Annotated in this window: 16 protein-coding genes; 3 read left to right on the top strand and 13 right to left on the bottom strand. The window is 25.2% G+C overall.

The window, feature by feature from the left end:
• Nucleotides 1-125 precede the first annotated feature (125 nt).
• From AC07E4_RS08405 to AC07E4_RS08370, 8 genes are all read right to left on the bottom strand, one after another.
• Nucleotides 126-551 (bottom strand): NUDIX hydrolase, encoded by a 426-nt coding sequence (locus AC07E4_RS08405; RefSeq protein WP_034440434.1) that lies wholly within the window; start codon nt 549-551, stop codon nt 126-128.
• 2 nt (nt 552-553) lie between these two features.
• On the bottom strand, nt 554-1126 hold the full coding sequence (locus AC07E4_RS08400; RefSeq protein ID WP_034440436.1) for a GNAT family N-acetyltransferase: 573 nt from the start codon (nt 1124-1126) through the stop codon (nt 554-556).
• 24 nt (nt 1127-1150) lie between these two features.
• On the bottom strand, nt 1151-1597 hold the full coding sequence (locus tag AC07E4_RS08395) for a GNAT family N-acetyltransferase (protein ID WP_430828672.1): 447 nt from the start codon (nt 1595-1597) through the stop codon (nt 1151-1153).
• A gap of 11 nt (nt 1598-1608) precedes the next feature.
• Nucleotides 1609-2031 carry a GNAT family N-acetyltransferase gene (locus AC07E4_RS08390; RefSeq protein ID WP_034440440.1) on the bottom strand — a complete coding sequence of 141 codons (423 nt, stop codon included), beginning with the start codon at nt 2029-2031 and terminating at the stop codon, nt 1609-1611.
• Nucleotides 2032-2057: 26 nt separating this feature from the next.
• On the bottom strand, nt 2058-2498 hold the full coding sequence (locus AC07E4_RS08385; RefSeq protein WP_034440442.1) for an NUDIX domain-containing protein: 441 nt from the start codon (nt 2496-2498) through the stop codon (nt 2058-2060).
• A gap of 835 nt (nt 2499-3333) precedes the next feature.
• A complete protein-coding gene (locus AC07E4_RS08380) occupies nt 3334-3954 on the bottom strand; it encodes an HD domain-containing protein (RefSeq protein ID WP_430828671.1) in 621 nt (206 codons plus the stop codon).
• A gap of 160 nt (nt 3955-4114) precedes the next feature.
• Nucleotides 4115-4579: a pyridoxamine 5'-phosphate oxidase family protein gene (locus AC07E4_RS08375; protein WP_034440446.1), complete on the bottom strand. Its 465-nt coding sequence runs from the start codon at nt 4577-4579 to the stop codon at nt 4115-4117.
• 699 nt (nt 4580-5278) lie between these two features.
• Complete coding sequence (locus AC07E4_RS08370; protein ID WP_478216110.1) at nt 5279-7297, bottom strand: methyl-accepting chemotaxis protein; 2019 nt, start codon at nt 7295-7297, stop codon at nt 5279-5281.
• A 159-nt stretch (nt 7298-7456) separates the two neighbouring features.
• Here AC07E4_RS08370 and AC07E4_RS08365 point away from each other — a divergent pair, with 159 nt between their 5' ends.
• On the top strand, nt 7457-8470 hold the full coding sequence (locus AC07E4_RS08365; protein ID WP_478216109.1) for a phosphotransferase: 1014 nt from the start codon (nt 7457-7459) through the stop codon (nt 8468-8470).
• Between the two features lie 105 nt (nt 8471-8575).
• On the opposite strand, the gene AC07E4_RS08360 is transcribed toward AC07E4_RS08365, so the two are convergent.
• The 4 genes from AC07E4_RS08360 to AC07E4_RS08345 form a co-directional block, all read right to left on the bottom strand.
• Nucleotides 8576-8764 (bottom strand): DUF6440 family protein, encoded by a 189-nt coding sequence (locus AC07E4_RS08360; RefSeq protein ID WP_034440451.1) that lies wholly within the window; start codon nt 8762-8764, stop codon nt 8576-8578.
• Between the two features lie 125 nt (nt 8765-8889).
• Nucleotides 8890-10443: an ABC-F family ATP-binding cassette domain-containing protein gene (locus AC07E4_RS08355; RefSeq protein WP_478216108.1), complete on the bottom strand. Its 1554-nt coding sequence runs from the start codon at nt 10441-10443 to the stop codon at nt 8890-8892.
• A 225-nt stretch (nt 10444-10668) separates the two neighbouring features.
• Complete coding sequence (locus AC07E4_RS08350; protein WP_034440456.1) at nt 10669-10947, bottom strand: CD3324 family protein; 279 nt, start codon at nt 10945-10947, stop codon at nt 10669-10671.
• 327 nt (nt 10948-11274) lie between these two features.
• Nucleotides 11275-12621, bottom strand: coding sequence for an MATE family efflux transporter (locus AC07E4_RS08345; RefSeq protein WP_430828667.1), 1347 nt, complete (start codon nt 12619-12621; stop codon nt 11275-11277).
• Nucleotides 12622-13357: 736 nt separating this feature from the next.
• On the opposite strand from AC07E4_RS08345, the gene AC07E4_RS08340 reads away from it, so the two are divergent.
• A complete protein-coding gene (locus tag AC07E4_RS08340; protein WP_478216107.1) occupies nt 13358-14050 on the top strand; it encodes a hypothetical protein in 693 nt (230 codons plus the stop codon).
• A gap of 26 nt (nt 14051-14076) precedes the next feature.
• Nucleotides 14077-14778 (top strand): hypothetical protein, encoded by a 702-nt coding sequence (locus tag AC07E4_RS08335; protein WP_430828664.1) that lies wholly within the window; start codon nt 14077-14079, stop codon nt 14776-14778.
• 69 nt (nt 14779-14847) lie between these two features.
• On the opposite strand, the gene AC07E4_RS08330 is transcribed toward AC07E4_RS08335, so the two are convergent.
• On the bottom strand, nt 14848-15516 hold the full coding sequence (locus AC07E4_RS08330; protein WP_040328641.1) for an L-2-amino-thiazoline-4-carboxylic acid hydrolase: 669 nt from the start codon (nt 15514-15516) through the stop codon (nt 14848-14850).
• Nucleotides 15517-15810: the final 294 nt, after the last annotated feature.

Genomic DNA, 15810 nt, shown 5'->3' with positions numbered 1-15810 from the left:
TCCAAATTTTACATTCATTTTCAATTAAACTAATTAGATTTCTCAACTGAACCATTAATGACATTACCTTTATTTGATACTTAAATAATCTTATTTTCAAATTTGAAATCTTATAGAAATTTCATTTAAAATTTACTTTGAATATTATAGAGTTTTTCTAATGCAACTAAATTATGCTTCCATTTTAAATATTTTTTTGCTTCATCATATGAACACCATTTATATTCTTCATGCTCATTTGATATTTTTATGTCTACAATATTTTTAATTTTAACTGCAAAGCAATAGTCTTTCATCTCCATTAATTCACCATTCTTTGGTTCTTCATATTCAAATGTATAATTTAAATCTATAATATCATCTACATTAACTATTCCTGTTTCTTCAAAAACTTCACGAATTACTGTGTCTCTTAATTCTTCTTTGTTTTCAACACCTCCTGAAACAGGCTGCCAATAACCACTTCTTTCTGGTGTACGTTTTAAAATTAAAACATTAAAATATGGATTTAAACAAAAAACAAATGCTTGTACATTAGTTCTCTTTTTCATAATTATTTATCCTCACTATTATAATATTCTTCTTTAAGTATTGAATAATAACTACAATCAACTAAATTTCCTTCATTATTTCTAGCAATTTTTCTTAGTGTACCTTCATAAGTTAAATTGCACTTTTTCATAACTTTTTCTGATGCAATATTGTTTACATCAAATCTAGCTGCTATACGCTTAAATCCTATTTCATTGAATCCAAAGTCAATTACTTTTAATAATGCTTCTGTCATAATCCCTCTATTCCAAAATGCCTCTCCAATACAATATCCTACCTCGCAATTTTCAGTATCATCATCAATCTCTAATAAAGTGATATTCCCAATAACACCCTTATATTCTTTTAACTCAATAGCCCAATTATACTGTTTTTCATTTTTATAACCATTTACCCAAAAGTCCACAAGTTTTTTACTTGTTTCTATATTATTATGAGGTGTCCAAGATAAGTATTTTGTTACCTCACTATGCGATGACCAATTATTAAACATATCTATTGCATCATCTTCTCTAAATCTTCTTAAAGTAAGTCTCTTAGTTTCTAAATTTTCTGTTCCCTTATGATTTAACATATCAAACACATCCCTCTAATTTTTTCACAATATCAATTTATATATACAATATCTACATATTCCATCATACCATGCAAAATACTCCTTAGGCACATCAGTTATTTCTTTTAAAATTCCACCTAATCTTTCAATTATTCTTCTTGATGCATAATTAGATTCATTACATGTTATATAAATAAAATCCATACCATGTTCTTTTGCTATGTTTAAAACTAATTTAGACGCATGAAATGAATATGAATGCCCTCTAAAACTTTTATCAATTTCATATCCAATATTTCCGTTATAGTATGAATCATAATTCTCTCCTATTCTTATACTTATTTTACCAATATTTTTATTTGATTTATTTTCATATATATCATAATAATAAAATGGCAATAAATTTTTATCTCCTTTAGACTTTTCAATTATTTTTAAATGAACTATATCATTTTCTAATTCATCAAACTTAGATATAAATTCAAACACTCTACTTTCCCCTAATCTTCTACATAATCTGTTTTGAAAGGATATCTTGAATATGCTGTTTTATGTTTTTTAAAACTTAATTTCTTATAAAATTCTTCATTTCCAAAAGTTGAAGTTAAGTGAATTGGAATATTATCATTACCTTTTAATAATTCATTCATTACTCCTCTTCCTATACCTTTTTTTTGATATTCAGGTAATACCCCCACATCAAATATAGCACCATAGCATACTCCGTCTGATATCATTCTTCCAGCACCAACTAATTTTTCTTTATCCCAAGCAGTTACAACCTTATAACTGCTTTCAAATGCAATTTTAATTTTTTCATATTCATTATTGTTTATAAATCTTTTTAACAATCCTACTCTCTCATACAATTCACAAAGTTTATCCCACTGAATTTCATCTAATGATACTTTATAAATAATCATGAAATACTCCTTATACATATTTATTATTAAATTCTGTTTAAGACAGCTTGTTCTACAGCCCATTTTTGATGTTCTAAATACATTTTACTATTCAAATCACTTATAGAAATCCATTCAAACTTATGATTTTTTTCTATAGGATCTTTTATTTTTTCTTTCAAATTTGCACTATAAAAATATCCTATTGGGTGAAAATAATCTCCTTTATCCTCTGACAAACAATATTTATCTGCTTTACATAAAATTTCTTTTACTTCTACATCATAACCAGTTTCTTCAATGCACTCTCTTTTAAGACATTCTTCATGATTTTCTTTATACTTTATTCCACCACCAATAAGAAAATTACCCTTATTTGTTCTTACTGTTGCTACATTTCCTTCATTATTAAAAATAATGGCATAAACACCCTCTCTGTCTCTATACACTTCATTTTCTAACTTAATTCCAAAGGTTTTTGTTAACATAACCCTCATCTCCAATGCCTATGATACTTTTTATAAATAAATTTTTTTGATTGTTTACTAGTTCTTATTCATATCTTATTTCTTTTTAAAATTATGCTATAGAGTTCCAAATTTAAAGTAATGTCTTTCTCAATTGAAAAACTTTTTTCTTTTATCAAGAAACAGGAATTATTTAAATTAGTATTTCTTTAAAAATTGATTTAGAAACCCTTATTAATTTGTGTTTTATTTTCAAGACCTGAACCCAAGGACGGGTTCAGCGACTGCCTAGACAGGATGTCGTGTGAACTAAATTTAGAAATATGTAATTGAAAATTCAATGTATATTTTTTATAAATCAAGGAAGTAATTCACATCAATAATGGCATTTTATTAATGTGAATTGCTGACGAAGAGTTATGAAAAATAGACTAGAATTTAATTACATAGCTCTTAATTTAGTTCACTTATAGCCGTTTAGTCTTGGAAATAAAATAACAAATTCATTAGAGTTTCTTTGAAATTTTTATGAATAACATTTTAAATAATTCCTATTTCTTAGAATACTACCATTCTCATTTAATATTTGAATAATTTCATTTTTCACCTTGGAACCCTATATAGGGTTTCAAGTTCATCTTTAAAATTATTGCTTCAAAAATTTGGACACCCTCAAGAGTGAGACTAGCTCCGAATCATTTTAAAGTAAGCATTTCTTTTAAAAGCGATATATTTACAGCTTTAAAAATAGTTTTGAATTCGAGCTTGTTTCCCTATATCCTCTTTCTTTTTAAAATTATACTAAAGAACACTTTTAATTCCTGTTAAAAGTGTTCTTTGATAAATAACTTATTTTCTACTTAAATGTATTTTCCTTCACATTTGGTAGTACATCATAAATTGATTTTCTCATCTTGTTTTCTAAATATTCTTTATTTTCAAAAGTTGATTTCCATCTTGGTATTGTATATTCATTAAACCCACCTCTAAGTGTGGTATCTACAAGTCTTTTTTCAATTAGACAATGCCCACTTGGTAATGATATATAATCACATAACTTTATCAATTTATCATAATCTGATTCTTTCTCTCTACTTAAATATTCAGTTACAAACTTATGTTCTTCTTCTGTTCCATCCCATCTTCCAACAATAATAACTTCATTATCAAGCTCAAAAGATGTATGGCTTAAACAAATTTTTCCTGCCATTTCATATCCATTTTCTTTTAAATATTTAAATCCATCAAATCCATGCCTCATGCCATGTATACCCTCTCTTCTACCTATATCATGTAGAAGTCCTAAAATATAAGCAAGTTCTGAATCTAATTCTTCTATTTCCTCTGCTATAAGCCTTGCGGCCTCTGCTACATTAATAGAATGTTCAAACCATGGACCTGGATTTAAATCCTTAGCTTCATTTAACATACTCATTGCTTCTTCCTTTGTTGGTACCCCATTAATACAATAATTCATAATAAATTCTCCCTAATTTATATAAATACTTAATACTTATTTAGTTATATTTCATATATTGATTCTTATAATTTTAAAATAAACAATTATCTTCAAATCAACATGTTTAAAGCTAAAAAGTATTTTAAAATTCACTACTATTAATTTAAATTTTTATGTTTCACATATTTCCTTTTCCTGAAATATGTTCAATATCTATTTTAATAACTCTTGTTTTAGCACAAGAGTTTATAATATATTCTTTTCCTTTTTCTACATAATCTTCAGCATATTTTTTTATTAATTCTAGAAGCACTTCATTTTTTTCATTATCATTAACTTCACTTGCTATTCCAAACACTATAACGCTTTCATATTTGAAAGTAAATTTCTCTGGAATAAGCTTAGTGTCTCCAACAACACAAAATGATACTTTATCATTACATAATATGTTTTCTAGTTTCTTCCCTTCTATTGCACAATGAAAATATATTGAATCATTCTTATATACATAACTTATAGGCACTCCATATGGATATCCATTACTATCAACTGTAGATAGAACACCATGGTCACACTTTTTTAATAACTCCATGGCTTCTTTATTTTTTATTTCTTTATCTTTTCTTCTCATTTTTTTTAACACAATACATCCTTTCTTTTTATAATAATTACAGTATATAACTATTTTTTAGTTTCTATAACTTTCAATGTATTTATTTATGATATTTTTCAACTTTTGAATTTATAGTTACATACATTATATTACCTTTATATTCTATTTATTTCAATATTTTTACATAAAATCTTTCTTTTTTATCTTATAATTGAAAATACGCTATAATTATTATTAATATATTATTTAAGAATAAGATAGAAATAACATGTACTTTTAGTAGTATCATTTAATACATATATTATTTATATTTAAAACCAATTAAAAATTAATAAGTAAGAGTGAATAGTGAAAAGTTTTAGATCTCCAATTTTGAAGAATGATTTTTTATTAAATTTGCAGAGCAAATTAGTTGAAAACAATATAAAAACGTAGTTTTTAAGCATTTCTATTTTTAGATATTAAAACCGAAGTGAGTAATATCAACTATAACTTTTCACTTTTCACTCTTAACTCTTACTTGGTTCCAAATATAAAAATAGAAATAAACTGTAAGCTTAATAATATCATTTGATAAAGAGATTATTTTGAATTTAAACTTGGAACCCTATAATAATTATCTTTTAAATAATAAAATTATGCTTTTCACAAAATTTAAAAAATAATTATACTACCTAATATTAACACATTAAATGAAAAAAGAGCCATTTAAAATAGCTCTTTTTTAGCTTACTTTATTTTAAAGTTATCTAGTTCTTCTCTCATTTTATCAGTCATTTCTACTAAAACATTGGAAGAATTGGTAACATCATTACTTAATATACTTACTTGTTCTGTTGCAGATGCTATTTCTTCAGATGAAGCTGTTACTTCTTCTGATATAGATAATAACTCATCTACCCCTACTAATATACCTTTCTTTTCATTATTAACTTCACTAGCTTTCTCTGAAACCTCACTTATCATAGGCTGTATTTTTTCTATAGATGAGGATATATTTTCAAAAGATGAAATAACTTTATTTATAAAATCAACTTGCTCATTAATGTATTTACTCATATCTTCTGATTCATTAATCATTATTTTTATTTCACCTACTATATCTGTTATTTCAGCATCTATTTTTTTAGCTGAATTTCCACTCTCTGTAGCTAATTTTCTTATTTCTTCTGCAACTATACTGAAGCCCTTTCCAGCTTCTCCAGCTCTTGCAGATTCAATAGCTGCATTTAATGAAAGTAAATTTGTATTTTCTGATATATCCTGAATTAGAGAAACTATACTAGTTATTCCTTCAAATCTACTTCCCATTTCATTTATCATACTAATAAACATGTTAAACTTCACTGTAAGATCCTTTATAGCTTTAGTTACAATTATCATATCACTATTGCTTTCTTTTGCATTTAAATTGATCTCATCTGCAACATTACTAATAGAATCAATACATTCATTCATATTATTTAATAATAAATTAAATGAATCTAATTTAACAGTTATATCTGAAAGATTTTGTGTTTGTACAGAATTTCCCTTCGCTACATCATTTATTGCATGAGATATGTTTTCATTATTAGTGTTTAATGTCTCATGAATATTATTTAATTCATTAGATGAAGAATCAATATTTACTGACATATCCTTTATATTTCTTATCATACTAGATATGTTTACATTTATTTTTTCAATATCATTAGCTATTTCACCAAATTCATCATTTCTCTTTTTTAAACTTTCATCTATATTATTATCAAAATTACCTAATGCTATTTCATTTATAGACTCTTTAAGTTTTCCTACACTATTAGAAATACTTTTAGATGTTTTTAAGACTATAATTGTAGCAAATACCATCAATATACATGATAATATTATTAAAAATGTTCTTACTTGTATTGATCCTTTTAAAATTGCATTTTCATTTACTACAATTCCTAAGATCCAATAATCTGATAATATACCTGTGTGTACAATTAATTTTTTTTCACCATCTACTTCATATCTTGATATACCTTTAATATTATTTATCATATTATCTGCTGCTTTACCAAATGACTCATACTTTTTATCACTAGCTACTAAATCATTTAAAATAGTTAAATTTTTAATAATTTCATCATCTGGATATGCAAGTATTTGTCTACTTACTTTATCTAAAATAATAGAATGACCATCGTACCCTACTTCTATAGAGTTTGCAATATTACTATACTCTAATCCATCTTTTGTACCAACTAATGCACCTATTATTTCTTCGCCTATTTTTACTGGTGCACAATAAGCAACTTCTATCTCTCCATCAATTGGAGATACATAAAGCTCAGATGCTGCACGTGATCCCCCTATTGCCATTTCAAAATGTGAAGTGCTTTTTATATTAGCTGTTTTGCCGTTAATATCTATATAATTACCTTGTTTATCTGCAAAAGCTAATGTTTTATATTTAGTATCTTTAATTCTAACTTTAAGTTCTTCCATTATATTTTTTACTTCTGTAATATTCTTAAGAGATATATAACTTGCAATTTCTTCTGCCAAATTTGCATTAGCCATAATATCTTTCTCTACTATACTAGCAGTATCTTTTGCAACCTGCGTTAATAAATTCTCTGATAAGTCAATCATTTCATTTTTAGTTTGAAAATAAGAAAAAGTCGTAAATAAAATACTCATACTTAGCATTATAGGCATTATTATAGAAAAAATTTTAAATCCTATACTTCTTTTTTTAATATTAAATTTTTTCATTTGTTATCTCCTTTATTTTAATCTTTTGTTGATATTTACTTTTTGTTAATAATTATTATTCTATTTCATTATCGTTCAAAATAAATAAAATTTAATATTTTTTAGTATAATTGTTAATATTTATATAATAAAATAGTCGTTTAACTTTATATTGTAAAATTGTATAATTTATGTAATAGTTTATTACTTAATGAGGTGATTATTATAAATAATAGTAGATTATTTAATTTTATAAACATTGACTTAAAATTAGCACAACAATTATTTTCAAGTTATGATGAAGATTTAAAGTTAAAAAACTTAACATTAATTGAAGATGGCTTAAGTACAAGTAATTATATAGTGGCATTGAAAAATTGTAATAAAAAGTACTTTTTAAAACTATATCCCAATAATGGAGGAAATAGCGAGGTTGAATTTTCATCTTATAAGTATGCAAGCCAATATGTAAATGTCCCCAAAATTCATGTATTTGATAATAGTAAAAAACTTATAAAATCAGACTATATGATAATAGATTATATTTCTAGCATTACTTTAAAAGAATATATCTTAAAAAATAAAGAATTTCCAACTAAGTTTGCTTATGCCATAGGAAAAAGTTTAGCTCTTCTTCACAATAAATCATATTCATCTATGTGCCTTATAGACAATAACTTAGATACAAAAAAAGTATTACTCCCAATATCTATGTTAAATAAACACTATTTAACTGGATTTGCAGGAAAACATATTAATGAAAGTTTAAAGTGTAACATTAATAAATGCATATTATCTAATAAAAATTTATTAAATAAATTAAATAATAATTTTGTTTATTCCCATGGTGATTTTAATTCAAATAATATACTAATAAATACTTTAGATAATAGTGTTTGGTTTATAGACTTTGAATATAGCTTAGCTGCACCTATATATTATGACATTGGAAAATTCTTTCGAGAAAATGTTTTTCTTGATAAATATAGAACCAATGATGTATATTTATCTTTTTATAATGGTTACAATTCACATGCTAAAATTAAATTAGATGATGAATGGATAAAACTTTCAAAACTTATGGATATTTCCACTATGTTAGCATTAATAAACAATGAAAATCCACCTAAAGATTGGGTGGAAGATATTGAAATATCAATTTATAATTCAATTAATTATATAAATTCAATATAGTTAATTTGATTTTGAATCATATGAATTTCATATAGAAATTTATAAATTAAAATAACCAAACTTAATAATAACTTTCTTAATAAGTTTGGTTCTTCTTAATTAATTTCATTTTTTATCAATTTTTGTATTTGTAACAATTGGTTTCCCATTAGAATCAAAAAGCACAGACAGTCCTCCTGAAGTTCCATTACTAACATATAAATAATTAACACCTGTTTTATTATCTACGATAACTCTAAAAGATTCTATCATACCTTCAATTTCAGTTACACTAAATCTCTTTTTATTCACCATATCACCATCCTATAAATTCTATCATTCAGCTATAAATCAATTTATGATTTATAGCTTAAGTTTATTCATATAAAACTATATTAAAGTCTATCTAAAATTTATATTCTTACAATGATATATACCTTTTAAGTACAATTTACGCACCATTCTTCACAATTCCATACACTATTTGCTAATCCATCATAAAATTCAGGTTCATGACATACTAAAAGCACAGTTCCTTCATATTCTTTTAATGCTCTCTTCAATTCTTCTTTAGCAATTATATCTAGATGATTAGTAGGTTCATCTAAGATTAAAATATTTGTTTGTTTATTCAAAAGCTTACATAGTCTTACTTTAGCTTGTTCCCCACCACTTAACACTGTCATTTCACTTCTAATATGCTCTTCAGTAAGGCCACATTTAGCAAGTGCACTTCTCATTTCATATTTCGTACTATTTGGATATTCATTCCACATTTCTTCCAAAGCAGTATTTCTATTTGAACCTTTAACTTCTTGTTCAAAATATCCCCAAAAACCATATTCACCATATTCTATTTTTCCACTTAATGAATCTATAAGACCCATAAGACTTTTCAAAAGTGTAGTTTTTCCTATTCCATTAGCACCTATCAGTGCAATTTTATCACCTCTCTCAACCTTTAAATTTAACTTCTTAGTAAGTGGTTTATCATAACCAATAACTAAATCTTTAGTTTCTAAAATTAACCTTCCTGAAGTCCTTGCAGGTTTAAAATAAAAGTGTGGCTTAGGTAAATTTTTCTTTATCTCTATTCGCTCTATTTTGTTTAATTTTTTTTCTCTAGAATGAGCCATTTGTGCAGTTGACGCTCTAACTTTATTCCTTCTTATATAATCTTCAAGCTTTTCAATTTCTCTTTGTTGTTTATTATAATTAGATATTAATTGTTTTCTCCGTTCATCATGAAGTTTTAAAAATTTATCATAATTTCCACTATATCTATCCATTTTTCTGTTTTCTATATGCCATATTACATTGACTACATTATTTAAAAACTCCATTTCATGGGATATTAAGATAAATGCATTTTCATAATTTTTAAGATATGCGGTTAAAAAATCAATATGCTCTTTATCAAGATAGTTAGTTGGTTCATCTAAAAGAAGAATATCTGGCTTTTCTAAAAGCAATTTTGCAAGAAGTACCTTAGTTCTTTGTCCTCCACTTAATTTATTTACATTTCTATTTAACAATTCATCAATTCCTAAACCTTTAGCAGTTCCTTCCACTCTAGAATTTATTGAATAAAAATCGTTTTTTTCTAAATATTCTTGAATTTTTGTTGCTTTTTCTATATTCTTTATCATATCATTTTCATTCATTTTTTCTAAATTATTATATAAACTATTCATTTCTTCTTCAATTTTATAAAACCTATTAAACGCTTCTTTTAATACTTCCCTTACAACTTTTCCTTCTTTAAGGTTTGTATGCTGATCCATATATCCTACACTAACTTTTTTGCTCCATTCAACATTCCCATTATCGGGCAAAAGCTTATTAGTTATAATATTCATAAAAGTTGTTTTTCCTTCACCATTTGCTCCTATTAATCCAACATGTTCACCTTTTAAAAGTCTAAAAGAAACTTTATCAAAAACTGTTTTTTCTCCAAATCCATGTGTCATATTTTCTACATTTAAAATACTCATTTTTCTCATTCCTTACATGCTTAAAATTCTTTTTCTATAATTAATGTTATCATTTCATAACTTCACTTCTCAAGAACACAAATACTTCTGTATTAAACATGTTTTCTAAAAAAAATAAAGACAATATCTCAATTATTGAAATATTGTCTTTAAAAATTTTTATTTATAAACTACTTACCATAAGATAAATTATAAACTATTCCTAATACCTTATAATATATTTAATTATGGGTCATATGATTTTTGTTCTCTTATAATCCTTCTAATACTAGTTTCGGTTAAATAATATATTTCTGATAATTCCTTAATAGATTTTCCAGCATTATATTTATTATATATTTCCATATTTCTTATTTTTAGTTCATCTTTAACTCCAGTATTATCTCCCCAACTTTTCTTATTCTTATCTTTTCTTGGTATATATAAATATCCACCATCCATATATTCTTGTATAAGTTCAATCATATCTTCTGGTAATATATTTTGTGCTTTTTCATATCTCATAAAATCCTCGCTCCTCTATCTACAAATTTATGTTGTAAATAAAAAGCAAAGACTGCACAAAACTATAGCCTTATTTTACTTCGGCTCCGAACAAACTGTTCTTTGTCTCCTACAGTCTTTGCACGGAGCCTACTAGGGCAACTTGATTTAAACTTCTCATAATAATAATCCTCCCAATAATTACATTTTATTATTATTATATCACTATATACATATTATACTAACTTTTTTTAAATATATTACTAAAAGCTTAATTAAATGTACTAATTTAATTAAAACAATTTTAAAGTAAATTTAAAAGCTAAGTCTATTAATATAACATATATTTTACTCTATACAACTATGTTTCCATTTTCCACTTCTTATATATATAAATGATATTATAACTGAAATACTTGTTGCAATTGGTGCTGCAAGCCCTATTCCTAGTAAACTTTCAGGTATATAAATACTTAATACATATGCAAGTGGAACACGAATTAAAAGTGATGCTAAAATACCATTAGCCATGGTAAACCTTGTTTTTCCGCATCCATTTAAAAATCCATTTTGACAAAATCCAAAAGCAACTAACATGAAGTCAATACTAAAAGTCCTCATATACTGAACCCCTGCTAAAGTTACTTCAGCATCTGCTTTAAACATATGCATAATAGATTCAGCACTTACTTGAGCCCATATAAAAAATCCTATAGAACATAAAAATGAAAGTAACATACTAGCATTAAGAGCTTTTCTAGCTCGTTCCGGCTTATTAGCTCCAATGTTTTGTGCAGCAATTGATGCTATAGCTCCAGAAAATGCAATAGCTGGAAGCATTGCAAACATATCAAATTTACCTGCTATTCCAACAGCTGCCGCTGGAACTACACCTAATGTGTTTATTATTGCTGTTATAAATAAAAATGATAATGAAAGCATCGTTTCTTGAAGTGAAACAGGTATTCCTAAATTTATAAGTTTCTTAGCTTTATCTTTATAAATTCTAAAATTTTTAAATCTAAATTTAAAAATAAAATCCTTTTTGGTTAAATAGAAAATAGCTAAAAACATACTCACACCTTGAGATGCTATAGTTGCTATTGCTGCTCCTTTAGGTCCTAATTTAAATCCTCCAACTAAAATTAAATCTAATACTATATTTGTAATACAAGCAACTAATATAAAAATCATTGGACTTTTTGAATCACCAATTCCTCTTAACATTGCACTAATCCCATTGTATCCAAAAATAAATAATATTCCGCTTGAACAAATCATTACATACTCTTTTGCACCACTAAACGCTTCTATAGGAGTTTTTAACGCTTTTAAAAATGGTGTTGTTAAAAACATCATAAAAATAGTAAAACCCACTGCAAATAAAACAAATAAAGTAAGCATTGTACTTATTGTTTCTACAGTTTCTTTTTCCTTCTCTGCACCAAAATATTGAGCAATCAAAATAGTGCCTCCCATAGTTAAGCCTGATATTAAGCTATTAAGAATTTGCATAACCTGTGTTCCTATAGATACTGCTGAAATACTTGCAGAATTTCCAAACCATCCAACAATAGCCATATCAACAGCTCCGTATAAGGCTTGTATAAAGTTTGCAACTAGAAATGGTATTGCAAAAACTAATAATGATTTATAAATATTTCCTTCTGTTAAACTTTTATTAGTAGTCTCCATTTTATCCTCCTCTTAATTAATTTATATATACTTTGTTACCAAAAAAGCCGGATAAGTCAGTTAACAACAGTTAACCATCTTATCCGGCATATATTACAAAATATATCCTCCGATGAACAAATAAATAATATCATATTTTAAAAATTATTGTCAATATATATATGGAAACAAGCTTGAATTCAAAACTATTTTTTAAGCTGTAAATATATTGCTTTCAAAAGAAATACTTACTATAAAATGATTCCGAGCTAGTCTCACTCTTAAGGGTATCCAAGTTTTGGAACCAGTTGATAATTGACATTTGACAATTGATAGTTATGGTTAATATTATTCATTTCATTCCTAATATTTAAAATAGAAATACATAAAACTACATTTTTATATTGTTTTCAACTAATTTGCTGTGCAAATTTAATAAAAAATCATTCTTTAAAATTGGAAATCCAATTTTTACATTCACTTTCAATTTTCAATTTTTAATTAAATTAATTAGAATTCTCAACTGAAACATGAATAACTTAAAGTTTTAACTTGGAACCCCTCAATGGTGAAACAAATCTATATTCAAATTTGTATATAATTTGAATATTCTATCAAAAGTATGATTATCTTAACTGAATACGTTTACTTGAATTTTTTTCCTATTTATTAGTCTATTAACTTATTTTTATCAATTTAACAATTTTATAATATATTTGTATAATATTGGTATAATTTTAATTGGGAGTGATTTTACATGAAAAAATTTTTATTAACCTTTCTTATAGGAACAATTTTAGTTTCTTCAACAGTTGTTCCTGTTTCTGCAAAGAATTTAGTACAAACTAATAAAACTAAAATACATTCTAGTGAAAATGTATCTGAAAAATTAAAAATTTCATCTAATGGAGTAGACTCTAATGGTTCTAGTGTTATCAATGTATTATTTGATAAATTCTACTCAAATACCAAATTAGTAATCTTAGATAATGGAAAAATATTATGTGAAAAAAAAATTACTAATCCATGTAAAGATGTAAATGTAAATGTTACTTTAACATATTACTTAAGTCATGAACTAACAGCATTTCTAGCCAATGATTCAGAATTATTTGATCCATATGTTAGAAGTAATTCTATAAACTTAGGCTATTTTGATCCACAAGTAAAGGAACAAATTCAATTAAGTTATGTTTCATTAAATAATATTGACACTAACTTTAATGTAATCTTGCCTTATAAAGATCAAAATCCTTGGCTTTATGTTTATGACAATGGCGTTTTAATGTATAAAGCTAAATTAACTAATCCAACTGATAAAATTAATTTTACAGCACCTTTAAAAGGATTTGGACGACATGATATTAAAGCTTATTTAGGTGCAAATACTGTTGGTGTTTATAAATATGAACCTTTTATGTCAAGCAACACTGTAACAATTTTCAACTAAAAATAAGATAGAAAGTGGGTATAATTATGAAAAAAATTTTTTTAACTCTTCTAATAGGAGCAATTTTGACATCTTCTTGTTTTATATCAGCTAGTGCTATAACAATGGACAATAATGACACATACAAAATTAATTCAATTTACAATAATGATGAATCCTTTAAAATTTCTTCTACTTCTGTTGATCAAACTACTGGAAAAACAACTATAAATATAAAATTTGATAAAGAAATATCTAATACTACTCTTCTTATTCGTGGTGACAGTCAAACTATATATCAAAAAGATATTGTATCTCCAACTAAAGAATTAAGTGTTGATGTACAATTACCTTATTATGGTGGAGTCTCTGTCACAGCATATTTAGGAGATTTCTCTAAACCTTATGATAAATTTGATTATTCCGTAAAAAGTAACTCTTTAAAACTTGGATACTTTAATCCACAAAGGAATGAAAATATTGCATTAACTTATTCAAATTCACCAAATCAAGATACTAACTTCAAAGCTATTTTACCAATTAAAGATTATAATACTTTTTTCAAAGTATATGATAATGGTGTATTAGTGTATTCTATAAAGCTTATAAGACCAACAGATATTGTAGAATTTTCACTTCCTATAACTTCAAAGGGTAAACATGATATCAGAGCTTATGTTGGACTTTCTCAAGGCGAGTATCAATTTGATCCTTATCAATCAAGTAATGCTGTAACAATTTTTAAATAATAATAGATAAAGTGCTACTTAAATCTAAGTAACACTTTATCTATTTAATTTTTAAATTATAAATCTATATTATTTTCTATATTCAAATCCTTTTTCAGGCGCCCATTCACAACTTTCTGAAAATATGTACTTACAATTACAATAGTCATCTCCATCTCCTAATGTTTTTGTTCTATTAAAACCTATACCAATATAATGAGCAAATAAATAATCCATTCTACAAAGGTAAGGTAATAATCCTTCTACATTAAAGTTTTTACACATTTTAACTATTGCACATTCATATATCTCAAAAGAAATTATATTTTTTTCTAATTTTACACCTCTTATTTTCCAATCCATTTCGTGAAGTTCCTCTTTTATTGCTTTTCTCTCTGCATCTAATGCAGCTTTTCTAAATTTTCCTATAAAAACTTTTTTTGCTATAAACTTTACTATTATTTGTGGATAAGATTTTAGTAGTGTTTCATTTATATCCCATATTAATAAGTTTGCATCTTTTTCACTTATATTCATATCCAGTAATGTTTTATACCAAGCTATATAGCATGGACACATATAATAACTAATTTTAAATGCACTATCTCCTATGTTAGGAATATCCTTTATTATATTTTCAAAATGCTTATTTGCAATTTTAATAAAATCTAAACTAAAATCATTACCATATTTATAAGACAATATCATTTTTGCTTTTTTTGTAGTGAATTTAAATATTCTTTTAATTCTAATTTTCATTTTTATTCCCCCTCAGCTCAATAATACTCCCTAATACCTCGCCTATTTTACCACAATATTTTGATTATTGATAAAATCAAAATATATAAACAATTTTCTTTATAATATAAAATTATTGATTTATGAAAATAATTAATAATTTTATTATATCACATTTTTTCTTATTTTTTTCACAACTTATATTATAAATCTATATTTTGCTATTTTATCTATAAATTAAAATAAGATTTATAATACACATATATTAAATTTATTGCATATTTTAATATTATGTAATATTTTACATAATATATA

The sequence above is a fragment of the Clostridium amazonense genome, from assembly GCF_056431285.1.
Note: the sequence above shows the minus strand (reverse complement) of the source record. Positions and strands in the feature narration are given on the sequence as shown.

Excerpts from the sequence above, each read along its gene's own strand:
- AC07E4_RS08355 (WP_478216108.1), bottom strand. The coding sequence starts at position 10,443 with ATGAGTATTTTAAATGTAGAAAATATGACACATGGATTTGGAGAAAAA.
- AC07E4_RS08380 (WP_430828671.1), bottom strand. The coding sequence starts at position 3,954 with ATGAATTATTGTATTAATGGGGTACCAACAAAGGAAGAAGCAATGAGT.
- AC07E4_RS08370 (WP_478216110.1), bottom strand. The coding sequence starts at position 7,297 with ATGAAAAAATTTAATATTAAAAAAAGAAGTATAGGATTTAAAATTTTT.
- AC07E4_RS08350 (WP_034440456.1), bottom strand. The coding sequence starts at position 10,947 with ATGAGATATGAAAAAGCACAAAATATATTACCAGAAGATATGATTGAA.
- AC07E4_RS08340 (WP_478216107.1), top strand. The coding sequence starts at position 13,358 with ATGAAAAAATTTTTATTAACCTTTCTTATAGGAACAATTTTAGTTTCT.
- AC07E4_RS08390 (WP_034440440.1), bottom strand. The coding sequence starts at position 2,031 with ATGATTATTTATAAAGTATCATTAGATGAAATTCAGTGGGATAAACTT.
- AC07E4_RS08385 (WP_034440442.1), bottom strand. The coding sequence starts at position 2,498 with ATGTTAACAAAAACCTTTGGAATTAAGTTAGAAAATGAAGTGTATAGA.
- AC07E4_RS08400 (WP_034440436.1), bottom strand. The coding sequence starts at position 1,126 with ATGTTAAATCATAAGGGAACAGAAAATTTAGAAACTAAGAGACTTACT.
- AC07E4_RS08360 (WP_034440451.1), bottom strand. The coding sequence starts at position 8,764 with ATGGTGAATAAAAAGAGATTTAGTGTAACTGAAATTGAAGGTATGATA.
- AC07E4_RS08330 (WP_040328641.1), bottom strand. The coding sequence starts at position 15,516 with ATGAAAATTAGAATTAAAAGAATATTTAAATTCACTACAAAAAAAGCA.
- AC07E4_RS08335 (WP_430828664.1), top strand. The coding sequence starts at position 14,077 with ATGAAAAAAATTTTTTTAACTCTTCTAATAGGAGCAATTTTGACATCT.
- AC07E4_RS08405 (WP_034440434.1), bottom strand. The coding sequence starts at position 551 with ATGAAAAAGAGAACTAATGTACAAGCATTTGTTTTTTGTTTAAATCCA.
- AC07E4_RS08345 (WP_430828667.1), bottom strand. The coding sequence starts at position 12,621 with ATGGAGACTACTAATAAAAGTTTAACAGAAGGAAATATTTATAAATCA.